General features: G+C 47.4%; 17 protein-coding genes. 11 read left to right on the top strand and 6 right to left on the bottom strand.

Features of this window, described 5'->3' with window-relative positions; translation table 11 throughout:
• Window positions 1–79 precede the first annotated feature (79 nt).
• Both MPET_RS08315 and MPET_RS08320 read left to right on the top strand, forming a co-directional pair.
• A complete protein-coding gene (locus MPET_RS08315; protein WP_225353804.1) occupies window positions 80–742 on the top strand; it encodes a TetR/AcrR family transcriptional regulator in 663 nt (220 codons plus the stop codon).
• Window positions 743–885: 143 nt separating this feature from the next.
• Window positions 886–1677 (top strand): flavodoxin family protein, encoded by a 792-nt coding sequence (locus tag MPET_RS08320; RefSeq protein ID WP_013329572.1) that lies wholly within the window; start codon window positions 886–888, stop codon window positions 1675–1677.
• A 23-nt stretch (window positions 1678–1700) separates the two neighbouring features.
• On the opposite strand, the gene MPET_RS08325 is transcribed toward MPET_RS08320, so the two are convergent.
• From MPET_RS08325 to MPET_RS14530, 3 genes are all read right to left on the bottom strand, one after another.
• A complete protein-coding gene (locus MPET_RS08325) occupies window positions 1701–2471 on the bottom strand; it encodes a methyltransferase domain-containing protein (protein ID WP_048130792.1) in 771 nt (256 codons plus the stop codon).
• 314 nt (window positions 2472–2785) lie between these two features.
• Window positions 2786–5050, bottom strand: a complete 2265-nt coding sequence (locus MPET_RS08330; RefSeq protein WP_013329574.1) for an efflux RND transporter permease subunit — start codon at window positions 5048–5050, stop codon at window positions 2786–2788.
• 927 nt (window positions 5051–5977) lie between these two features.
• Entirely contained in the window at window positions 5978–6655 is a 678-nt protein-coding gene (locus tag MPET_RS14530) for a toll/interleukin-1 receptor domain-containing protein (protein WP_013329575.1), read from the bottom strand.
• A gap of 297 nt (window positions 6656–6952) precedes the next feature.
• Here MPET_RS14530 and MPET_RS08340 point away from each other — a divergent pair, with 297 nt between their 5' ends.
• From MPET_RS08340 to MPET_RS08355, 4 genes are all read left to right on the top strand, one after another.
• On the top strand, window positions 6953–7870 hold the full coding sequence (locus MPET_RS08340; protein WP_013329576.1) for a hypothetical protein: 918 nt from the start codon (window positions 6953–6955) through the stop codon (window positions 7868–7870).
• A 165-nt stretch (window positions 7871–8035) separates the two neighbouring features.
• Window positions 8036–8596, top strand: coding sequence for a LemA family protein (locus MPET_RS08345; RefSeq protein WP_013329577.1), 561 nt, complete (start codon window positions 8036–8038; stop codon window positions 8594–8596).
• A 4-nt stretch (window positions 8597–8600) separates the two neighbouring features.
• Complete coding sequence (locus MPET_RS08350) at window positions 8601–10448, top strand: DUF2207 domain-containing protein (RefSeq protein ID WP_013329578.1); 1848 nt, start codon at window positions 8601–8603, stop codon at window positions 10446–10448.
• A gap of 912 nt (window positions 10449–11360) precedes the next feature.
• The gene (locus tag MPET_RS08355) at window positions 11361–11987 is read left to right on the top strand and encodes a hypothetical protein (RefSeq protein WP_013329579.1); all 627 of its coding nucleotides are present in this window, start codon (window positions 11361–11363) and stop codon (window positions 11985–11987) included.
• A gap of 1 nt (window position 11988) precedes the next feature.
• On the opposite strand, the gene MPET_RS08360 is transcribed toward MPET_RS08355, so the two are convergent.
• Window positions 11989–13968: a GAF domain-containing protein gene (locus MPET_RS08360; RefSeq protein WP_013329580.1), complete on the bottom strand. Its 1980-nt coding sequence runs from the start codon at window positions 13966–13968 to the stop codon at window positions 11989–11991.
• Window positions 13969–14171: 203 nt separating this feature from the next.
• Here MPET_RS08360 and MPET_RS08365 point away from each other — a divergent pair, with 203 nt between their 5' ends.
• Both MPET_RS08365 and MPET_RS08370 read left to right on the top strand, forming a co-directional pair.
• A complete protein-coding gene (locus MPET_RS08365) occupies window positions 14172–14864 on the top strand; it encodes an HAD family hydrolase (RefSeq protein ID WP_013329581.1) in 693 nt (230 codons plus the stop codon).
• A 156-nt stretch (window positions 14865–15020) separates the two neighbouring features.
• Complete coding sequence (locus tag MPET_RS08370; protein ID WP_013329582.1) at window positions 15021–15776, top strand: DUF1624 domain-containing protein; 756 nt, start codon at window positions 15021–15023, stop codon at window positions 15774–15776.
• On the opposite strand, the gene ade is transcribed toward MPET_RS08370, so the two are convergent.
• On the bottom strand, window positions 15773–17407 hold the full coding sequence (gene ade / locus MPET_RS08375; RefSeq protein WP_013329583.1) for an adenine deaminase: 1635 nt from the start codon (window positions 17405–17407) through the stop codon (window positions 15773–15775). The genes MPET_RS08370 and ade overlap by 4 nt on opposite strands.
• A gap of 23 nt (window positions 17408–17430) precedes the next feature.
• Window positions 17431–17796: a hypothetical protein gene (locus MPET_RS08380; RefSeq protein WP_013329584.1), complete on the bottom strand. Its 366-nt coding sequence runs from the start codon at window positions 17794–17796 to the stop codon at window positions 17431–17433.
• Window positions 17797–18990: 1194 nt separating this feature from the next.
• On the opposite strand from MPET_RS08380, the gene MPET_RS08385 reads away from it, so the two are divergent.
• From MPET_RS08385 to MPET_RS08395, 3 genes are all read left to right on the top strand, one after another.
• Complete coding sequence (locus MPET_RS08385) at window positions 18991–19821, top strand: ParA family protein (RefSeq protein WP_225353879.1); 831 nt, start codon at window positions 18991–18993, stop codon at window positions 19819–19821.
• A gap of 4 nt (window positions 19822–19825) precedes the next feature.
• On the top strand, window positions 19826–22267 hold the full coding sequence (locus tag MPET_RS14535; protein ID WP_013329586.1) for a methyl-accepting chemotaxis protein: 2442 nt from the start codon (window positions 19826–19828) through the stop codon (window positions 22265–22267).
• A 63-nt stretch (window positions 22268–22330) separates the two neighbouring features.
• Window positions 22331–23128 carry a CheR family methyltransferase gene (locus MPET_RS08395; RefSeq protein ID WP_013329587.1) on the top strand — a complete coding sequence of 266 codons (798 nt, stop codon included), beginning with the start codon at window positions 22331–22333 and terminating at the stop codon, window positions 23126–23128.
• Window positions 23129–24679: the final 1551 nt, after the last annotated feature.

Genomic DNA, 24679 nt, shown 5'->3' on the forward strand with positions numbered 1-24679 from the left:
TAAAGTTACTTACTAGTAACATTTGTGCTTGTGTAGTTATACTATTATAGAATTGCTACCCATTTTCATGGAAGAGGTGATGATGATGCCAAAGATAGTACCGGAATATAAAGAAGAGGCAAAACGGAGAATTGTCGAAGCCGGGCTTGAAGTCATGTATGACAAGGGATACTGCAAGACTACAATGGATGATATCGCGAAACGTCTCGATGTAACCAAGCCGGCTCTCTACCGCTATTTTAAGAATAAAGATGAACTGATCATCGAGAGCGCAAAGATCCTTCAGGAGCAGTACCGCAGGATTAATACGCCCAGGGGTCCGGATATTTGCCCGGTAGAGGTATGGATCGAGACCTTTGACCAGATGCTGTCGCCCAATCTCAACGAACATGCGCTACTCTTCGAAATATTCGCGATGACCGTACGTGAACCTGTGCTCAGGGAGTTTTCCGTAGAACGCATGAAACAGGGTATCGAGTATCCGGCGCAAGCCATCGCAAAAAGGCAGGAAAAGGGCCAGGTTACTGAAATGACCGATCCACGCACCCTTGCGATCGCTTTTGTTGCACTGTTCAACGGTATGCGGGTGATGTACCTCCTCGGTGTCGAACGGGACGAACTTCGTTCCAGGTGGATCGAGATCATTAAAGCCCTCTTTAAAGTCCGGACAGAGTGCCACGTGGATTGTCCGAAATACGAGGTGTGCCATATTACTGCGGTTCAGAATAATATTGAGAAATAGAAATTGATCTTAAAGAATTGCCCCGGTTATCGAAGCATGGAGTGTAGGATTTTCCGAACGAAGATGCACTTTTTCGTAAGGTTATGCAAACATTGAATCAGAAAAAATGAAGATACCTTGATCTAAAAGAAAAATGATGCAGCATGACTGAAGAAGAACCGTTGAATATCCTCGTTATTATGGGAAGCCCGCGGAAGGGGAATACCTATCGTGCATGCGAAGAGCTCCGGGAAAAGATGCAGAGGTACCGTGCGGTTGATTTCGAATACCTCTGGCTTAAGGATGCGGATCTCCAGCCATGCAGGGGATGCCTTTCGTGCTTTTCAAAGGGCGAGGAAAAATGTCCGATTCATGACGAAGCCTTAGCAATACGGGATAAACTGACGGGAGCCGATGCCGTGATCTTCGCCTCGCCGGTTTACGGCCTGAATGTAACAGGGCTTATGAAAACCTTTGTCGACAGGTTCAGCTACTTCTTCCACAGGCCGCGATTCTTCGATAAGAAAGCATTTCTGCTTACTACCACCGGTTTTCTTGGGCACAAAGATGTCCTGAAGTACATGGAGATGTTCACAGGAATCTGGGGATTTGATATTGCAGGGAAAGCTGCGATTATTACCGAAGGCGACGACCACGAAATTCTGAAAAAGAAGAGCGACGTCATACTAGAAAATGCCGCAAAGAAATTCTCTTCCTCACTGAACAGCAGTAAGAGAAAAAGGCCGGGGCTCATGAATGTCATTATCTTCCACGGGCAGAAGGGTGCAATGTCGCAGGTCGTGGACGAATCGCCATATGACTACCAGTACTGGAATGAAAAGGGATGGCTTTCTCCCGGGACGCATTACTTCACGTACGTTTCGGTTAATCCGGTCTATGTGATGATCGGGATTATTGTTGAGAAGATTGCCAGAAAAAGGATGAAGACAAATTGAGGAGATAAGAAAACGATCAACTCTTATCTCTTACAGTTTTTTTTACCGTTGAAAACATACATCGTGACGCTGTAGAAAAAATTACCTTCGGAGATCGTTTCTTCAAGATCTTTTTGGAATGAAGCAAGGTCTTCTCCGCTGATCAATCCCTCTTCCGCCATTGTCTCGAAATCTTTAATCCTGTCGTACCCGTATAGTCCGGGAGTATAACTATCGTTGACGAGAACGAACGGAATGACTTCGCCGGAAAAATATTCATGATTCCTGAAAAGCCCCGCCATCCTCCTTCCCATCCAGCCGTCGCTCACATTCATCCATCCCTGGGTCCAGTCGCTGAAGGCGGCGACCATCTTCCGGATGAGTTGTTTGTCTGTACCGTTGATGACCTGCGTATCCCAGTCGATGTGGCTGAAGACGACCTGACCGCCGGGCTTCAAAACCCTGCATACCTCCGAAAGGAGAGCGTTCTTATCTTTAATGCACTCAAGGAGGTTGCAGGACCAGACGACATCAAAACTTTCGTCTTCAAAAGGCAGACCGGATTCAATGTCTTTGTGGATAAATGAAAATCTCGGATCACTACATGTTTTTTCACGGGCCTTTTCAATTGGCTTAAAAGCAGAATCTATTCCGGTTAGTTTTACATCTGCACCGCATCTCTGCCCCAGGCTGAAAAGATCGTTACCGTAACCGCAGCCAAGATCGAGAACCGATGATGCATGATCCAGGCTGACAAGCGAATACATCTGCTCCCTGATTTTTTTGACATCCGGGCCCATTATTATCTCCGGCATTTTTCTACCTTTTTTTAATATATGGTGCTTTTTTCTTATTATATCATGATTCTAAAAAGTTGAAGGTTGATTTGGGTATTGAAAGATCCACAACCCTTCGGTTGGCAACCCTTGCGCCAGTTTCGCTTCGCGAACACGGCCCTGACCCCAGGGCTTTGCGCCGGCGATATTGCTGCCCTCGCGGGCAGCTCTCAGGTGAATATTAAGAGCCGGAGGGATGCTTGTTCATCCCAAAGGCGACTTATCGCGATAGACAGAGGATACTGAAAGGAGGAGATCGCATACCCTTAAAAAAATCCGGGACGACATCCCGGTTATCCTGGTAGACCCTCCGGCCTAAACCTATCCATAACCGATATCACGGCAGGCATCACCACTATTGCACCGATGAGTGAGAAGCCCACTGTAATCACCGTCACAAGTCCAAAGTTCTGGATTATCGGCGATGTCGAAAGCAGAAGAGCGGAAAATCCGAAAACGGTAGTCATTCCAGAAACGGTTATCGCAGTTCCGATCTTCTGGATTGCGGTCTGTATTGCAGAATACAGATCATTTCCTTTATCTCTCTCTTCTTCATATCTCTCCATAATGAGAATTGTGTACTCGGAAGCGACTCCTATTGTCATTGCCCCGAGAGTGGCAGTCAGAAGCGAGTAATTCAGTCCAAGGGAGTACATGATAAGACCGTTCCACCCGACAATCATTAAAATCGGAATGACGGGTGATATGGCTGTGAATCTCCGGTATACTGCGATCAGGAATATGGATATAAGAATCAGGCCAAAGTAGGTCATCGGATTTTTAGTATCGCTAATCCCGTTTATTAGATCTACAAACATCACAAGTTTACCTGTATATGTTATATCCATTCCGGGGTGCAGGACGTACCAGTCAAGATCATCCTCCATATTGGATATCAGTTTCTGAGTTTCCGGAATTGTCAGGTCTTCCAGTGAAAATTCGATAACAGCCTCTGTGTTCCCGTTTACGTAGCTGTCGACTATGTTCCCGGGAAGACTCTTCCAGATCTTTTCAAGGGTCTCTTTATCCTCCGGGAGAACTCCACCGTTGTATAGTTTGATGTACGTCACGATACTTTTCACACCGGTCAGCTCGGTATGTTTCGAGAGAGCATATTCCCCGAAATTATCCATGTATTTTAACGTGTTGTAGTCTTTAATCGAATCCGCTTTTACATACGCTGTAATTGTGTTTGTGGACCCCATCACACTTGTGAGTTTATTCATCGAAACCATTGCAGGCATGTCCTGATCGACCATCATGTCCTCGTCGGTATCGATTATAACTTTTGAATCAAGTTGTATTCCGATTATTGCGAGCATTATTAGAATAAGCAGAACAGGTACAGGATTTTTCGCGATTTTTAACGCAAACCTCCCGAGCAGATTATCATATTTTTCCATTATCGAAATCTTATTCCCGTTCTGTGCCGGGGAATCGAAACCGTCTGCCCCATTATAGTCATATTTAGGCCTGTATTTTACAATTTTTGCAAATACCGGTACGATTATCATTGCACATAGATAACAGCAGACGATTCCGACAATACATATCGTTCCAAAATCTGATATCATCGGAGACGGAGCAAGCAGTGACAGAGCAACAAAACCAAGAGCCGTTGCAATCATCGCTTTAAGTATGGAAGGCCCCGAGCTTGTGATTGTGATCCATATGGCTTTCTGAATTGAAGAGTGACGGACCTCCTCATCAAACCTCGACTGGAACTGTATGGCATAGTCTATACCTATGCCTATCAGAACCGGGAATGCGGCAACGACGACCATGCTTATCTGTATCCCGGTCAGTCCCATAACTCCGAAAGTAAGAATAATCCCGCAGAATACGACCAATACGGGAAGCATCCTGTACCTGACATGTCCGAACATCAGTGCCATAGCAACGACCATAAGGATCATCGCCAGAGTTATGAGGTTCGTCATATTCTTCTGAATATCTTCTTTCATCTCCACGGCAAAAGCGAGTGTTCCGGTTTCGGTTATGGAAATACCGGGAGGCGGAGAAGAGATCCTGATAGCCGTATGAATATTATTTACAATATTTTCTTCCGAACTCTCGGGATAACCTGTTTCAAGAGGGATCGATACGAGCGTCATCATCTTTGACGGAAGAATTGAGTCGATGTAATCCCCGTAGCTGTAGGAGAGATAATCGATGTAATTGTTGATCTCTGCCTGGGACTGCGGAATTTCCCCTCCGCTTACCAGTTTTAACAGATCGGGCAGTCCGGTGACGCTGCTGATATACCTTTCGTCGGATATGTCCTCTTCAAGCTCTTCAATATAATTAAGCACGTCGGGGGTTGTTACATCATCTCCTTCGATAATCAGTATTATTGAGTCTGCTCCGAATATCTCTTCATAATGAACGAGGAGCGATCCCACGGGCCTGTCGGTAAAAAGATAGGTCTCCGTACCTGTCTCAATCGAAGTCATCGAAGCGCCATAGAGCGCCAGAAGCAGAATCCCAACCACAACTCCTGCAACTATAAAAGTATGTCTGTTGATAATACCAGCAATTAACTCATATGGTGATTTCAAACTGACTTTCCTCCTATACAGTTCCTTTCATGAGACTGGGACAGAATTTTGTGAAAATGTCAATATAATCCGTTTTATCGCCAGGTAAACGATCAATCTCCAGCATCATTCCCAATCTCCAAGATAACAATAGATCATAGATTTTATGTTCCCTAAATAGGATACAACTTTTGGAGTTGCAGCGACGAAAAATTTATTTGGATCTGCAAAACTTTTTACGAATAATCCCAAAAGTTGAAAGCAATCGGTCTGCCATAACCTTTTTTATTTCTTTATTTCTATTTAGGGCGTAAGCCCCTTCGGGGCAGCCCGATGCTCAATTCGCTTCGCGAATTTTCGCAAATCGTGATAACCCGGCCTGGATGCTACCCTCCGGGTAGTCTCGGCCGGGAAAAAATTCAGATATACTCGAAAAGAAAAAAGGAGCCGGAGGAACGCTTGCCCGTCCCGAGGCGACCTATCGCGACGAGGAGGAGGGTTGAAGGGAGGGTGAATCTTCCCCTCGCTCAATACGTAAAAAAGTAAGCTCAAATTGGGGTTATTTTCCGGATTAGACACCCATAGATCATACATGAAAAATTAAACGACGGATTGCGATTTATTTTCCCAAAAAAGGAAGAATCGAAGAGATATAACGGCCTTATATTCAACTCTTTTTTCAGGACGATGTTTTACCTTAACGAAGATGAGATCGCCCCTCTCCGTGCTTCTGTGTGGATTGAAAAAACGATGATTTGGGCTTGGATTTGGGGTATTTAAGGTTTGCTTTACTGTAATAGGGTTTGATAGGCATCCTTTCTCGCAGAAGAAAGAGGGTGCAAGAAGGTAAGGGTTGTTAGAGAGCGGGTTGGATTTGTGCTAGCTCTTCGAAAAATTGATATTTTTGAAAATAAATTCGCCCATAATTTAAATTATGGCACAGAATATTTAAATTACTCTCAAATATTTCAGCTTTTGGTAAATTAAATCTGCAAACTGTTCTGCTGAAATTTTTTTCAAATCAATATATTTGATAGAAGGAGGGATTCCTGGTATTTGAGTTTCATCAAATTTGCCTATTAAGATGTATTCCTTTTTTGAATTTATTGCTGTTACTAAAGCAGCATCTTTCTCTAAGCAAGGATATGCCTTTTCTACATAATTTTTTGAAGCAAAAATAACAACACAACTTGCTTCATTTGAAAAAATTTCTTCAAGATGTATAATTAAATTCTTACCCCACATATTGACTTCCTCATATTCATCGTAAAAAACATTTATTTTATTTTTAATTAAAGAATCAGCTACTATTTTTACATAATCTCGCTCATTTCCAGAGAAAGAGAGTGCAACGTCATATTTTTTTTCAGGAAGAGCCCCATAAAATATTTCAAGCCTTCTTAATGTACTGACAGAAATCTCTAATTTTTCTGCAGCTCCTTTTTTTGTCCCACATTCTCTTATAAATGACTCCATTTCATTAATTGCACTTTTTTTTCCTACAACATTTCCCCAATTTCTTAACGCATTGAATTGTCTTCCTCTTGCCATGACACCGTTACCTCTATAAAAAGCGTATGCGGCTTCAACAGCCTCTAAAAAACTCCAGTTGGGATCAATATACATTGCCAATTTTTATTCCCCTTTATATTTAATTAGAAAGTGATTTTTATAAAAATATCTTTCTTTAATATAATATCAAAAAGAATAACAAAATAAAGATTTTTTTAATTTTCAGGCCCCATAATTATAATGCTTAAACATAATTTTGTGTAGAATTTTGAAACTTTGGATATTAATCAATAGAATTCAAAATTTAATATACACCCTGTTAAAGGAAATTAAAAATTTATAATCTAAGGTTATTTTTATAATTTATGACCAATCCAATATTGTATATAAATTATGTCAGAATTACTGTTGATGGAAATTGGAATATCAACTTGGGCAAATATTGGAGTAGCTTTAGCTACGGTAATATTAGCTTTATGTACAGCAGTTATGGCATTTTTTACTTACAAATCTGTGAAAGCATCCACAAAACAAACTGAATTATCAATAAAGATGATCGAAAAACCCAGAATACTTGAACAAATTAATAATTTAAACATTCTTGAAGATGAATTAAATCGTGAAATAATAAAAATTGAAAAGCAAGATCTAAACTGGTCTAAAAAAAGCGAAAAAAGTAATTCAGATTTCTCCCCTCTAATGTTCCCAATATCTGAAAGAAAGCCATTCTCCTTGGATATACACAATATATTTGTAGAACCTGATAAAAAAGACAACAGGAATTATTCACATTTCATAGATAATATCAATAACAACTTAAAAGAAAGGCGTAGATTATATCTTTCGATAGATGGTGAACTCTATTGCATAGAAAAAAAGATATTAAGCAATAATTTTCACAAAATGATTGATAATATTTTTTCAGAATTACCTCAGTATTCTTTTAATATTAATAATGACTTTGAAAATAAAGATTCATTTTTAGGAGATAACCATGGAGGTTATGTATTATCAAATCCTGAACTTTGTGATGTTATTTTAGGGATGATAATTGTATTAACTATCGATCCCTTTAGAACAGCTCAGGAAATTTCTGTCTATGAAGGATATTCAAAATTGATCGAAGAATTATATCCTAATATTATTAATATCTTGAAAAATCAGGCTATTCCTGATGTTGATAGGCGCATTAACGAAATTTCTGGGGACTTGAATGAGTTGGATGCGATAGATAAAATAATCCTTAAGGATATAAAAGAATTGAAGGATTTATATGCAAAAAAATATATCCTGACGAATGGAGAATTAAATCCCTTTTGTTTGAAATAAAACGTAATTAGGATTCTTTAATCTAATAAAACATCTTCATGGAAAAAATATCGAAAAATATCAACCACTCACAATCCTACATACTAATCATTTCTAATCTCCCAACCACCCTTTTAAATCCCCAAAAGCACAAAAGTACCTCATCAACAAACAGGAGAAAATCCCATGATCGGATACATAATACTAGGAATAATAATTGTTGTAATAATCGTGCTGGTGCTCTGGTTCGTCAGCATCTACAACAAATTCTTCAGCCTGAAAAATTCGTCCGAGGCAACACTCGGCCAGATAAAAGTCGCGATGAAGAAGCGCCTCGACATGATCGACCAGCTCCTCGGCTCCGTCAAGAGCTATGCAAAATTCGAGAAGGAGACGCTCGAAGGCGTAACAAAGATGCGCAGCAGCGTCGGCAGTGCAGGAGTAGGCGACCTGAACAAGATCGAAGCCGAATCCAGGTCTGTCCTCGGCCGCCTCTTCGCGGTGATGGAGAACTATCCCGACCTGAAGACCTCGCAGACCGTCAAAACCCTGATGGACTCGATAAAGGACATCGAGGACGAGATCGCCCGCCAGCGCTACACCTACAACAACATCTCGCAGCAGTTCAACACCATGCTCGAGACGATCCCGTCGAACATCATCGGAAACATGATCCACCTAAAGAAGCTCGACTACCTCGAGTTCGAAGACGAAAACCTCGAAAAGGCCCCGAAGATAGAATTCTGAGAGCATGGAAGAAAAAACCCAGATTGCAGCAGTCTTTATCGTAACGCTCATAATCGGGATCATCGCCATTTTCGGCCCGGGACTCGTCGGATCGGATCTCACCGGGTTCGCCGACGATCTCGTCGCCGACTCCTACGAGGTCACATGGTACGAGAACGGAACCCTTACCGAACGCTACGTATACGACGTCAGGATTTCAGGGGACTACAGGATGCTCTACCGTGTCTGGTCGGCCTCCCTCTACTCTGCCGAAAACTCGCAGAACATCCCCGTATCGTCCCGCATCGAACTTACCGGGATGACGGTACCCGAAGGGACGGCAGGATACATCAAGACCAAAAACGGCGAAGTATATCTCTTCAACTCCGATAGCAGCCAGGTCGAATCCTTCGTCAGCCAGAAGGCTTATACAAACGAAGCGGGAATCGTCGACACCGGGTACTTCGATGCCGGACAGTACACCGTCGAATTCACATACGTAATCTACCCGCCGATCGAATACGACGAAGAGGCCGCCCACATCAGCCTGATGTTCGCAAGCGAGCACATCCCGTATAAGAACGTAAAGATCGTCCTCGATTCGGACCTGATAACCGACACATTCACGCATCCCCCCGGATACGAAACCACTGAGGAAGACGGAAAGGTAATCATCACCGGAAGCTCCCCCGAAGACGAGCTGATCGAAGTAGAGATGCTGCTCAAGCCCGAAGCCGCGGACATAATCCCCGGCGACAAGGAATACGTTCCCGGAGTTATCGAAGAGACCGAATCGGCGAACAACAGCTATTACCTCGGGTTCACAGTAGCTGACATCACCGGAATAATCGCGAAGATAATCATAATCCTGACACCGTTCCTCCTCCTGTTCCTCTATTTCAGGGTGGGAAAAGAGAACAATTACACGGTCCCCGAATATCTAAGCACAATCCCCAATCCCAAACTCAGGCCGTGGGAGGTAAACCTGCTCTTCAAAGGCGACGCATTCGAATCCGACCAGGACGCCTTTTACGCGACTCTCCTCAGCCTTCATAAGCAGAAGAAGATCAGGATCACGGAAAAAGACGACAAAAAAGGAATCGTGATCGAAGTCCTCGACACAACCGTAGACGACCGGTACGAACAGAAGGTCCTGAACTTCATCAGTGCAAACACAAAGGACGACAACAAACTCGATACCGGCTACTTCAATGAGATCTCCAAAAAAGCAGCGGTATCAAAGGCGGACGAAAGGATCGCAGTAGCACTCAGGGACAGTCTCAGCAGCCTGATGTCAAATACCGATGCATCCCTCTCGGAAAAATACGCAACCGACGGAAGGGTCTACCTGATCCCGTTCTACATCGCCGGCGCCCTGGTCATCGTCGCCTCGATAGGAGTGCTCTTCCTCTTTTCAGATGCGGCAACACAACTGTTCTTCTCGGCAGCTCTCGGCGGAGTCATCATAGTCCAGGCAATAGTCGCAACACTGTTCCCCACCACTCTCTTCGGACGCTGGAAGGAGGACTATTACAAGGAAAAACTGGAATGGAACTCATTCAAAAAATTCCTCTCCGACCTCAGCCAGATAAAAAAATACGGGACCGAAGACCTCAACATGTGGGGCGAATGGCTCATCTACGGAACCGCTCTCGGGATCGGCGACAAGGTCGAAGAGGCGATGAAGACCCTTGACCTCGACGTGTCCGAAGGCGGCGGAGTATACTTCTACCCGCACTACACCTCGTGGTACATGGGCTTTTACGCGATGAGAACCTTCACACCCTCGTCACAGGGCGGGGGGCCCGGAGGAGTCGGAGGAGGCTTCGGCGGTGGCGGCGGATTCGGCGGCGGAGGTGCAGGCGGGAGATAAATTTCCTTCCCCCCTCACGAGAAAAGATAGCACTGCCGGATTGCTAGCATATCTGATTCAGGCAACCCCGGCACTGGCGGCCAGGCCGCCGGACGGCCCCTGCCCAGGGGCCTTGCCCTGAGATAGTTCTCTCATGCACGCCCGGGGACCGGCAAGGGTCCCCCGGGCTGTTTAATTTATTCTGCTATGACATGTTCCATTCCATACACGCCTTGAGTACACCGCGTTCCGCCACGCAGGGGATACTTGTCTATCCCCGGAGTGGCCTATCGCAAGGAGAGGCCCCGCGGTAGGGGCCGGTCCGCGAGCCTGCAGTGCGGCTCGCGGCGAGGGGTCGCCTGATTTGGATATGTTAGTATATTTAGATCTCACTCAGGCAACCCCGGCACCGGCGGCCGAGCCGCCGGACGGCCCCTGCCCAGGGGCCTTGCCCTGAGATAGTTCTCTCATGCACGCCCGGGGACCGGCGAGGGTCCCACGGGCTGTTGAAGTTAGTTTTCTTCTCCGGTACCCCGTACCGTACACGCCTTGAATACACCGCGTCCTGCCACGCAGGGGATACTCGTCTATCCCCGGAGTGGCCTATCACGATAGAGAGGCCCCGCGGTCGGGGCCGATCCACGAGCCTGCTGTGCGGCTCGTGGCGAGGGGTCGCCTGATTTGGGTTGGTACGTTTAGATCTTCCCACGGGTTGTTGAATTTAGTTTGTTACGGTATATTCCATTCCGTACACGCCTTGAATACACCGCGTCCAGCCACGCAGGGGATACTCGTCTATCCCCGGAGTGGCCTATCGCAAGGAGAGGCCCAGGGGTCGTCAAAAATAGTAAAACACACATTTCATAATTAACGAAGAACCTGCCGGAATAATTATTTCAAACAAAAAAGTCAACTAACAGGAACACCGATAACATGGATGCCCAAAAAAAAGATCAGGACAAAAAAAGACCCCGCCTGCCTCCCTCGTTAAAGGACATAGTATATATCGCCGTAATCTCGAATCCGGCCCCGGGAAAGTCGAGCAATTTCGAAGTATACGCGATCACCATGTCCGCGTTTTCGATAATAAAACTGAAATATTCGAGAAAGACCAGACTCAGCCCGGGAATGGTCATCGACCTGAGAGATTTCGGTGAGATGAGCCATTATACGATCGAAGACGACATACCATTCGATAAAATCGCGGAACGAGACAGAAACTTCATCGGCAAGGCACTGGTGTCGGCAGGTGAAAAACACCCCATAGGACTTCTTAAAGCACAGACGATGGCCGAAGAAGGAATCGAAAACCTCTTCCGGCTTCTCAATATGAACGATCCGGAGCGGCTCGCCGTCTTCCTGAAAGGAGTACAGGAATCGTCATTCGAAGGCGAGGTCACCCACAGGGACCTGTTCGCAATATTCATCCGGGCATTCTCGGGAGCAAAAAAACCTCCCGATGTAAGGCAGCAGGAAGCACTGATAAGCATATGCGGGAATAATCCGGCGGTTATAATCGAACTCGCGGAAGCATACCTCGACTACGCCGGGAAAAACTGATTCAGCTTCTTCCGTATCTCTTCAATGTAATTACCAGGGATTTTTCCGCTTCTCCATCCTCTTCCGATTTCAGAATACCGATTGTTCCGTTATAAGCCGCAACCAGCATCCTCGTTGCATACATCGCGATATTCGAGGGCCGGAGAGCCTCTTCAGGCTGAACATCAAGCAGGCTTTCAATATTATCAATTATTCCCGACCTGTCCCTGTCGGATATGATTATGGAGATCTCACCGTTCCTGATGCTATGCCTGATATTAAGGGAGAAATCCTCGCGGTTGAGACTGAACATATTCAGGATATTTATAAAAACATAGGAGAGATTGTCATCAGCAAAGACGAAATAAAGAGCACGATCGTATTCGATAGTCGCACCTGCGAAATGATAGATTGCGCTTCTTATAACCGAATCGATACATATCGGTTTTAAACACCTGTTTTCGTCTATGAGAAAGTCATAGACGACACGCAGGTTGTTTATTATGTCCATCCTCGAGCCGATCTCATTTATCAGATCCATCCGGCAGTCGGAAACGTCCGCAGAATCACCTCCTCTGTCCCACCTGGAGCTGATGATCGTATTCCAGATCCTGTCATTCTCTTTTAGGGCAATACCCAGGAGATCCTTTATCGCATTATACTCCATTCCGAACTTTTCCTCGACTAAACCTTTAACAACGGCAGAACCGACCTCTTTTCCGATCTCTTCAAGAGTGGCCTTTTCAAAGGGAGTGAAACAGCAATTATCGCCTTTTGTGACGTAAAATACCCCTACGACATTTTTTTCGGAAAAAACCGGGATTCCCGCATACGATATCGCCCCCAGATCTTCGAGTATCTTTACATCGAAGACCCCCGGAGGTCTGTCGGGGAGATTTTCGATATACCTCGGCTGCCCGCCATAAAAAATTATATTGTAGGGCCATTCACGGATATTGATCAGGTTGTATCGCTCTTTAAACCAGATCGGAACATTCAGCGATGATGCCAGCCGTGCAGTCGAAGGATCGTTATTCTTCAGATAGACCAGACAGGACTGGATCTCAAAACTGTCAAGTATCTTTTTCAGGACATTTTCAAGAATTTCAGGAAGCGAAAAACCGTATACCGTTGATTCAAGGACAGAATTTACAATCTGAATCTGCCGGAGCCTTAAAACGGCCTGCTCCTCAGATCTCTTCCTGGAAGTTATATCCCGGATCTGGTACTGAGAACCTGCAATCCCTTCATAAATAATAGGTACCGATGAGATCTCAACATCAATTAACTCACCTCCTCTGACCCTGAAGGACTCTTCCACCGGATGACTGACCTTCCCGGCATTCATACCTTTAAATAACTTTATTATCCTTTTTTGTGTTTCCTTATCCAGGAAATCATACGGTGATTTTCCTATGATATCATAGCGGTTGTCCTTGCCTAAGAAACGAATTCCCGCCTCGTTTACATATACAATGACATCCCCCACCAGTACAAAAACCGGTTCGTGCTGGTGCTCGACGAGATAACTGAAATGAAAATACTGGTCGGACAGCCTTCCGGGGCCGCCGGTGCTATATTTTTGTCCTGCATCGTGGCTCGTTTCACCCCCGGTTTCACGAATATCTCCCTGGGGAAGATTCATCCCGAGTTCAAGGGAAGATATGAATATCTTCCTTGTTTCCGGGATCCTTGCGGCAGTCAAAATTAATTTATGCTCGTTCTTATCGGAATCAAGAACTCTGAACTCTGACGTTTTCGGGGAGTTGTAAGGATCGTCCAGGCGTTTTTTAAAAAAATTCATGAAAAGCAGAACTTCATCATCAGGAACCAGGGACAGGAAATTCAGATTATCTTCCATAATCGCATAATCCAGCCCGGTTATTGCGAAAAATGATGAATTTGCCGCAAGCAGCTGATGGTTTTCATCAAGAATAAAATTCGCTCCTTCGGACATATCATAAATACTCTCTTCAGTATCGCCCGGAAAACCGGATATCATAATGGTTCCTCCGGTTTTTGTCCGTAATTAATTTGCATGTCTGACCCCCCGGAATTTGATTCCTGAAATAAAACTCTATGGCTACATTAAAAAAATTTACTTTTTAAAACAGAGAATGTCCGGATCACTTTACAGGAAGAAATCATTCTCTTGCAATATTGTAAATAATATTATAAATTCACGACAAACCTGACTGACAAGAGATGAGCGATATAAAAGAACCTCTACCCGGACCTGTAAAAGGCATAATCTTCGATATGGACAATACGCTCTATAACTTCTTCGATGCCAAAATCCTTGCATGTGAAAGGGTTTGCGAAACGATCGGTGCAGGGAACGGGCAGGAGCTGTTCAGGTATTTTCTGTCGGGAAAACGCGGTTTTGAAAATCCTGAAAATATCAGGGATTATATGACCGATCTCGGTGTATCGGACGAATCCGAATCCCTGTTCAAAAATGCCTCATGTATCTACGAAGACGTCAAACTCTCTTCGATCACCCTGTATCCGGGAGTACCGGAATTGATTAGGGAACTTCACGAATCGGGTATGAGGCTTACAATCGTCACCGATGCAGACAGCATACAGGCAAAAAAGAGGCTGACAAAACTCGAATTATATGACTATTTCGAGTCTGTAATAACCCCGGATGTAACAGGGAAGAGAAAACCTGACCCTTTGAATTTTTTCAGCGCGATGGAGGTCATGAACACGACCCCGGAAGAGACGATGGTCGTCGGCGACAGCCCGAAAAGAGAGATCGAGCCGGGAAACAAGCTCGGCCTCACTACAGTATATGCAAAATACGGCGACTGGCTGAAGACGCCGTTTCCGTCGATCAAGCCGGACCATGTTCTCGAAAAATTCTATGACCTGAGAACAATACTCGATCTCTGAATCCTGCCGTACCGGGAGATCAGATCACTCTTTTTACGGCCAAACCGGGGAGGCAGTAGAGATTTTTTCCATAAATTCCCATATTAGATTTCCGGGAACCGATAGTCAGGAATAATTTCTTCCGGCACAAATTAACCCTTAAGGTTTTTGATCAGTATGAACAACGGGACAGTTACAAGAAGAATCCCCGAGATCGATCTGTTCAGGGGAACTGCAGTAATGATGATGATCCTCTTTCATACCGTCTTCGACCTTTACTATTTCGGCCTCTTCAATATCGATATACATTCAGGCTTCTGGGGCGGTTTCGGGTATATCACCGGGTTCCTTTTCGTCTTCATCGCGGGAATATCGGCATGGATCAGCCGGATGAGAGCAGAGAGCAGGCTCGATGAAAAGGGAATCCTTATCAAATTCCTGAAAAGAGGCCTTTTCATATTCTCGATAGGGCTTGGAATAACTGCCGTGACCTGGTTCTTCGCGCCGAAAAGTGCAATAATCTTCGGGACGCTTCACCTGATCGGTCTTTCAATAATCCTTGCACCACTCTTTTTCAGGTTCTCTGTTAAGAATATCTACATCGCAGCTGCGATAATCCTCGCCGGGCTGCTGATACAGGGCGTAAGCGGAGATCCTGCATTAACAATCATCGGAATACATGCACCTGACTTCTCCACTCTTGATTATAAACCGCTGATCCCGTGGTTCGGATATTTCCTTGCGGGCATTGCATTCTCGGCCTTCATGTACCCGAACGGAAGAGAAAGGAGCCGCCTGAGATCCGTAAAGATCCCGGCCCCGGAATTCATACAGTTGATCGGCAGGCACTCGCTTATCATTTACCTTGTTCACCAGCCGGTGATCATACTCCTGCTTTCGCTAATCTCCGGAAAAATGCTGTTGTCTTTTTAATCAAAGACAGGCACATCAGTAAAAGAATTCACGTCGAATAAGCCCCGGTCTGTTATCCTCAGTTCGGGGATTACCGTCAGTGCAAGGAAGGAGAGATACATGAACGGATCCTTTAATGACGTCATTTTCTCAACCAGTTCGTTTATACGGGCAAGTTCGTCCACAACAGATTCGTAGGGGAGATCCGACATTATCCCGCCGCATTCGAACGGAAGAACTGCTGTTTTTTCACCGCAGACTGCCGCCATTCCGCCTCTGCCGGAGGCCACGCATCTTATCGCTTCGATGATCTCCTCATCGGACACGCCGACGGCGACCACATTATGGCAGTCGTGGGATACGCTGGATGCGATCGCACCTCTCTTCAGCCCGAAGCCTTTTACCAGCCCGGTGCCGAATCCCCCGCCCCTGTACCTGTCACATACAACGGCCTTCAGGATATCGTTCTCCAGATCCGGAACAAAATCCCCGTCGAGTTTGATGTCGAGCCTCTTCGTGAGGATCTCGCCTTCGACGATCGAGATGACCTTTGCCGTCCCCGCTCCTTTGATCCGCATTCCGCTCTTTTCCGGCACACGAAGGTTGAAATCATATTTGATCCTGCCCGGAGGAGAATGGCCAGGATCGGTGAATTCTTTGCCGCCGATATATGTCTTTCGGACTTCAAACTCATTAGAGTCATCGATGATACAGAAGTCAGCCCTCCTCCCCGGAGACACCGCACCGCGATCGTACAGGCGGAAATGATCAGAGGCGGATAGCGTCGCCATCCTGTAGGCAAGCTCCGGCCTGACACCGTATTCAACCGCTTTTCGGATACAGTCGTCGATATGCCCCGAATTACAGAGCATATCCGCATGCCTGTCGTCGGTTGCAAACGAGCACCTTGAAACCGTAATATCGTCGACCAGTGGAGCAAGAGCCTTCAGGTTCTTCTCGGTCGAGCCTTCCCTCATGAAGATGTGCATACCCGCCTTCAGCTTTTCACGTGCCCCGGAAAGATCCGTGCATTCGTGCTCGCTTCCTATACCCTGCATGACATACGCATTGAGCTCCTTTCCTGTCAGGCCCGGGCAGTGTCCGTCGATAGTATCGAAGATCTCCAGCTTTTCGTAGACATCATCCTGGCCGGATATCACACCGGGGTAGTTCATCATCTCCCCGAGACCGATAATGTGTCTGCGTCCCGAAAATCTCCTGATATCCTCCGGGCCGAGTACTGCACCGCCCATATCGGCAGGCGTCGCAGGCACGCATGACGGAACCATGTATTCGATATTCAGGTCCGTCTTGTTCGCTTCCGACAGCATATATTCTATTCCCGCAGAACCCGCAACATTGGCGATCTCGTGCGGGTCCGCGATAACAGTCGTCGTCCCGTGGGGGATTACAAGGCGGCCGTATTCGGAGGGTGTCAAAAGAGAGCTTTCTATATGAACATGAGAATCGATGAGTCCGGGAATCACCCTCGCACCTTCGAGGTCGATCTCTTCTCTCCCTGAATAGTCCCCCTTACCAATGACGATTCCGTCACTCACCGCAAAGTCGCACAGGTCCCATTTGCAGTCGAACGGACAAAAAAGCTCGGCATTCAGGAATACGATATCCGCAGGCGCTTTCCCCAGCGCCACGGGCAGTAAATCTTTTGCGGCTATTATTTCACCTCAATATTCCTTATCACCGCAGAGCTGCGCCTGCCGTCTTCAAGGATATACAGGTATAATTTATAATTCCCCGGCTCCAGCTCGACAGGAAGGCTGTAGGTGTTGTCGCCCGGCTCCAGTGAGACGAAATTGATATATCTGCCTGCCTCAACCTGCCTGAACCCGGCGAGATCGAAGACCGTAACCTGCACCGAAACGTCAACCGGCTCTCCGTCATTGATAATCTCGATATCGAGAGAGCCGTTGTCGTATGCCACGTCGCCGAATGAATATGTAAGACAGCCGCAGCACAGAACAGCAGTCGCTACCAGGAGAACGGGAATTGCAGCTTTCATACCAACCTTACTCAAAGACATTATGTGAATTATCTCCAGAATCTTTAAAATTCTTTTTATGGGAATGCCGGGCGGATCTACAACCGAAGCTGATATTTAACATGAAAATCCGGATCAGGACACCTTAGATCCCCTGTCCTGATTCCAATAAACTTTTTGGCTCTTTGCTGTTCATGTTTCTCTCAGGCGACCCCGGCACCGGCGGCCGAGCCGCAGGACGGCCCCTGCACAGGGGCCTTGCCCTGAGATAATTTTCTCATTGCACGCCCGGGGACCGACGAGGGTCCCGGACTATTTTATTTATTTTGCTACGACAGGTTCCTTTCCGTACACGCCTTGAATAAACCGCGTCCCGCCACGCAGGGGATACTTGTCTATCCCCGGAGTGGCCTATCACAATAGAGAGGCCCCGGGGTCGGGGCCGGTCCGCGAGCCTGCAGTGCGGCTCGCGGCGAGGGGTCGTCGACAATGCACCTGATAAATATTTGATCAGATCGTCTGATTTAGATATGTTAGTAAGTTCAGACCTTACTCAGGCGACCCCGGCACCAGCGGCCGAGCCGCTGGACGGCCCCTGCCCAGTGGCCTTGCCCTAAGATAATTCTCCCATTGCACGCCCGGGGACCGGCAGGGGTCCCCGGACTGCTGAAGTTAGTTTTTTTTCCGGTACTTCTTTCCGTACACGCCTTGAGTACACCGCGTCCCGCCACGCAGGGGATACTTGTCTATCCCCGGAGTGGCCTATCGCAAGGAGAGGCCCCGAGGTCGGGGCCGGTCCGCGGGCCTGCAGTGCGGCTCGCGGCGAGGGGTTGCCAAAGATGTGATCGAGGGATACCACAGTTCTTTGCTGTCTCATGTATTTCTCAGGCGACCCCGGCACCGGCGGCCGAGCCGCCGGACGGCCCCTGCACAGGGGCCTTGCCCTAAGATAATCTTCCAACGGCACGCCCGGGGGACCGGCAAGGGTCCCCGGGCTGTTTATTCGCTTTTGTTTTGAAATCCTGATTGAGATTCTTTAGATCCCTTGTCCTGGTTCCGATAGACGTTGTAGATTATTATCGGTTTTTGTGTGACGGAGCCGCCCGTCATGAGGGTTTAACATGAAAATCACGTCGTGATTTACATGAAACAGTGCATGAAACCTTTGTTTCATAAACGCTTTTATTAAAGTTCCCATATAATGATTTATATGAAGGGGGAATCTGAATTTCCATAATTACATTTGCCCATCATAAAGGAGGAACAGGAAAAACCACATCCTGTATAAATATTGCAGGATTTTTACAGAAGAAAGGGGAGAAGGTTCTTGTTATCGACTGCGACCCGCAGGCCAACGCCACCTCGGGTCTCGGAATAAACCCTGACGAATGCAGCGTAAATATGTACGATGTATATATGAACGCATTCGAGGGTTTTCCGGACGTATCCATAAAGGATGTCATCGTCGATACCGAATCGGGGATATCACTCGCTCCTGCTTCCCTCGATCTCGTAGGCGTAGAGCCGTATCTCTACAGTATCGACGACAGGCTGACTGTGCTGAAAGAATCGCTGAAACCGGTAGAAAACGAATACGATCACATCCTTATAGACACTCCGCCGAGCCTGGGCCAGTTCGTCCTCAACGGCTTCATTGCTGCGGACCGGATCATAATCAACCTCGACAGCGGGATGTTCGCACAGAAAGGAGTAGACAACCTGAAAGCGATCTTTGAAGATATTAAAGAGATTACAGGACGGAGGAAGAGCGCCGACATGGCAATCATCACGAAGACCGGAGATCTTCACGAGACGAGATCATCTTTCCAGGAGATCGCCCTGATAATAAAAAAGATGCTGAAGGCGGCAGGTGAAGATGAAAATAGCGAAAGAGAGAAGGAGATCGAATCCATGCTCTCATCATTTGCAGGCAGAACATGCTCCGTGCCCTACGACTACAATATAATAAAGGCACAGCTGAAAGGGCTGCCGATATCGCATCTTTTTCCCGACAGCCCCGCAGCAGCAGCCTACAGGGAGATTGCAGAAATAATCAGCGTTTGGTGATATTATGGAAAAAGAATATAATAATTCCAAAAGACCGGGAAGAAAGGCACTCTTTGTCGGTGCTACAGCCAGACCTGCCTCCGCACCTGAGATTAAGAGCGAAGATCCGGGTAAGGAATTTACCGCCCTGGTCCTTGAGACGATAGACAAATTTTGTTCGGGAGAAAAAGAGGCCAGGATTCAGGCTGAGAATATCCCCGGAGAATATACCCCTGCGGCAGATTCAATAAACGGTTTGCTCGACACCCTCGCATCCGCCGCCCCGGGAACAGGAGAAGAAAATTCCGGCGAACTCGAATCGCTGTTAAAAGATCTCGAGGAAAAACTCGGCTCTTCAGAAGAGGAACTGGAAACCGCAAGAGAAGAAGTCTCCAGGCTGAACGATATAATAAAGCAAAAAGAAGACGAGATACCGGAGACCCCCGAAGCGGACCTGAAGGAACTTGAAGACAGGTATAATTCCGAGATTGAAGAATTAAAACAAAAGATCCTCCTAAAAGAAGAAGAGAGCCTGAAAAGAGCTGAAGAGATCCGGGCTGAACTCGAAGAGAAACTGCAGGATGCCGAATCCGGATTAAAAAGGGCGGAGGAAGAGAAAGAACAGCTTTCCGGTCGATACGAAGACAGGTTAAAACAGCAGACTCAGAAGGCTTCCGGACTTGAAGAGACCAACGGAAGGCTCTTAAAAGAGATAGAGAAATTAAAATCGGAATCCGGAAAGATCGACGAATTAAACAAAAAGATCTCTCAGAAAGAGGAAGAGAAACGTGCCCTCCATGCCAGAATAACGCAGGCGGAAGAAGACAAAAAGAAACTTGTCAGGCAGAGCGGAGAGAAGATCGAACAATACACGAACCGGATCGCCATTCTAGAAGACGAGAATAAAAAACTCTCTGAGAAACTCAACGAACTCTCCCTGAAAGAAAAAACAGAAAAGGAAGAGATAAGAGCAAAAATCGCCGAAGTCGAAGTTTTGAAACAGAGATCAGAGACGATCGTCCAGCAAAACCCGATGCCTATCCTCCTGATGAACGCGGGATTCGATATACTCGTTGCAAACTCGGCATATGAAGAGATGAGCGGAATATCCCTGCATAAAATCACGAAGATGAATGCGAGAGATTTCAAGATATTAAAGCAGGAAGGCGAAGGTCTCGGGTATGCAGTCAAGAACAAGACCCGTGCCAAAGGCGAGATAGAGATTGAGATGCCGTCCGGGATCCATATTCTCGAACAGTACTCAATTCCCATATTAAACAATAATAAAGAGCTCAAAAATATCCTGGCGGTCTACAACGATATTACCGAAATAAGAAGAAAGGATGCAGAAATAGAGGAGATCAGGCAAAAAGAGAAAGAGGAGGCAAAAATACTCTCGGAAAGCGCCGATATTATCACCGAAAAGATGATCGGTATGACATCAGGCGACCTGACGGTAAAAGCAGAGATATTTAAAGGAGATCCCCTCGCAGTCCTGAAGACCAACTTCAATAAATCGGTCGAAGAATTCAGTAATCTGATCTCCGACATAAATGAAAAGGCAAATATCCTTGAAGGAACATCCGAAGAGCTCAGCACGAACAGCGACGATATAGCGAGGGCAAATGAAAACCTTGCCCTGGTTTCAGAAGAATCCGCCGAGTTCCTCAAAGACCTGATGGACAGGTTCGAAAAGATCAACCTCAGCATCTCCGACCTCTCGGCTTCTATAGAGGAGATCTCGAGCACATCCCAGGAGGTTACAAAACAGGCGAACCAGGCGGCGGTCGAAGGAAAAAATGCAGCTGAAATAGGCAGGGAAGCCTCGGAAAAGATGGAAAATGTCGGAAAGATCTCACAGCAGAGCGTAACCGAGATCAATCTCCTCAACCAGGAGATGTACAAGATCAACGAGATCATAAAGCTCATCCGGGGCATTGCCGAACAGACGAACATGCTGGCTTTAAATGCAGCTATCGAAGCCGCGAGGGCAGGAGAACACGGACGCGGATTTGCTGTTGTTGCAGGAGAAGTCAAGAATCTTGCCGGCGAATCAAAGGAAGCGACGCAGAAGATCGAACAGCTTATATCCGGAATTCAGCAGAACAGCGACAAGACTGTAGAATCCATGAGACATGCCGACGAAGAGATCCAGGCCGGCATTACAAGTGTAAACCAGGCTGTAGAAGCGCTCAACAACATAGCACGGGACATTGAAGTGGCTTCAAGAGGCATCACGGAGATCTCGCACGCGACCGAAACGCAGGCAAACGATATCAATGCATTCATGAGAAACATCGAGGAGGCCAATGCCCTCGCCAGCGGCAACCTTGAAAAGCTAGAAGGAATGGCCGCTATGGCAGAGGAGATCAGCGCAACAACCGAGGAAGTGGGAAGCATATCCCACGAAATGCACGATCTTTCCTCGGACCTGCAGAACACGATGAAAAAGTTCAGGATGGATTAAATTCGTGTCAAAATTCCATAACTTATTATTTTTAAAAGCATAACTAAAACTAAAGGTTCTTTCATGGAGGATAACGATTTTCTTTTGCTCAAGAGAAGTATTGAAAGGCTTCTCGCAATACAGTGCGGATCATACAAGGAAGATTACATAAAACGCCGTGTGCTGTCCCGGATGAGGATTCGGGGAAAAGAGAACTATAAAGATTACAACACCGTCCTTGTCGCGGAAAAAGACGAGCAGGAGGCGCTCAGAAACGCACTTACAATAAATGTCACGAAATTCTGGAGAGACAAAGAGGTCTTCGACCTGATAAAGAGCGACATTATTCCCGATATAATAAGAAGAAAGGGAAAAGCGAGGATATGGAGTGCAGGATGTTCGACGGGAGAAGAGCCTTACACTCTCGCCCTGATCGCATACGATCTCACACGCCTCAAACCCGACTCGCAGGTTACGATATATGCAACCGACATCGACAGGGAAGTCCTGAAAAAGGCCAAAGAAGGGATATACGACTCCAAATCTCTCGAAAACCTCTCGGAAGGCCAGATAAGGAGGCACTTCACCCAGATTGAAGACGGAAAATTCCAGGTCAAGCAGCACCTGAAGGACATGGTGCGGTTCTCATGGCACGACCTCATGAGCGGAAAACCTGCGGCGAATTACCTGGATATCGTTACATGCCGCAATGTGACAATTTACTTTACGGAGCAGCAGAAGAACGATCTCGCAAAGATGTTCCACCCGGCGCTTGTAATGGACGGCTATTACATCATGGGAAAAACAGAATTCATGGCAAGAGAGCTTGAAAGCCTCTATAAGCCGTACAATGCGCTTCAAAAAATATACAAGAAAGCATAAATTTGCTATAAACGGGTCCAATCCTTTAGATTCCCTGTCCTAACTCCGATAACCTTTTTAGCTCTTTGTTCTCTCATGCCTTTCTCCGGCGACCCCGGCACCGGCGAGGGGTCGTCTGACTTGGCCATTTTAGCGACCCCGGCACCGGCGGCCAGGTCCGCCGGACGGCCCCTACCCAGGGGCCTTGCCTTAAGATAATTCTCTCATTGCACGCCCGGGGACCGGCGAGGGTCCCCGGACTGTTGAAGTTAGTTTTTTTTTCCGGTACTTCTTTCCGTACACGCCTTGAGTACACCGCGTCCCGCCACGTAGGGGATACTCGTCTATCCCCGGAGTGGCCTGTCACGATAGAGAGGCCCCGCGGTCGGGGCCGGTCCGCGGGCCTGCTGTGCGGCTCGCGGCGAGGGGTCGTCGACAATGCACCTAATGAATATCTGATCAAGGTCGTCTGATTTGGCCATTTTAGTACGTTCAGATCTTTCTCAGGCGACCCCGGCACCGGCGGCCAGGTCCGCCGGACGGCCCCTCCCCAGGGGCCTTGCCTTAAGATAATTTTCTCATGGCACGCCCGGGGACCGGCGAGGGTCCCCGGACTGTTGAAATTAGTTTTTTTTCCGGTACTTCTTTCCGTACACGCCTTGAGTACACCGCGTCCCGCCACGCAGGGGATACTTGTCTATCCCCGGAGTGGCCTATCACAAGGAGAGGCCCCGGGGTCGGGGCCGATCCGCGGGCCTGCTGTGCGGCTCGCGGCGAGGGGTCGTCTGACTTGCCCATGTTAGTACGTTCAGATCTTTCTCAGGCGACCCCGGCACCGGCGGCCAGGTCCGCCGGACGGCCCCTCCCCAGGGGCCTTGCCTGAAGATAATTCTCTCATTGCACGCCCGGGGACCGGCAAGGGTCCCCCGGGCTGTTTTATTTATTTTGCTACGACAGGTTCCTTTCCGTAGACGCCTTGAGTACACCGCGTCCCGCCACGCAGGGGATACTCGTCTATCCCCGGAGTGGCCTATCACAAGGAGAGGCCCCGAGGTCGGGGCCGGTCCGCGGGCCTGCTGTGCGGCTCGCGGCGAGGGGTTGCCAAAGATGTGAGCGAGAGAGACCACAGCTCTTTGCTCTCTCTTGCCTTACTCAGGCGACCCCGGCACCGGCGGCCAGGTCCGCCGGACGGCCCCTGCCCAGGGGCCTTGCCCTGAGATAATCATCTCATGGCACGCCCGGGGGACCGGCAAGGGTCCTCCGGGCTGTTTTATTTATTTTGCTACGACAGGTTTCTTTCCGTACACGCCTTGAGTACACCGCATCCCGCCACGCAGGGGATACTCGTCTATCCCCGGAGTGGCCTATCGCAAGGAGAGGCCCCGGGGTCGGGGCCGGTCCGCGAGCCTGCCGTGCGGCTCGCGGCGAGGGGTTGCCAAAGATGTGATCGAGAGATAACACAGCTCTTTGTTCTCTCATGCCTTTTTCGGCGACCCCGGCACCGGCGGCCGAGCCGCCGGACGGCCCCTGCCCAGGGGCCTTGCCTTAAGATAATCTTCTCATGGCACGCCC

Source organism: Methanolacinia petrolearia DSM 11571 (genome assembly GCF_000147875.1).
Lineage (GTDB): Archaea > Halobacteriota > Methanomicrobia > Methanomicrobiales > Methanomicrobiaceae > Methanolacinia > Methanolacinia petrolearia.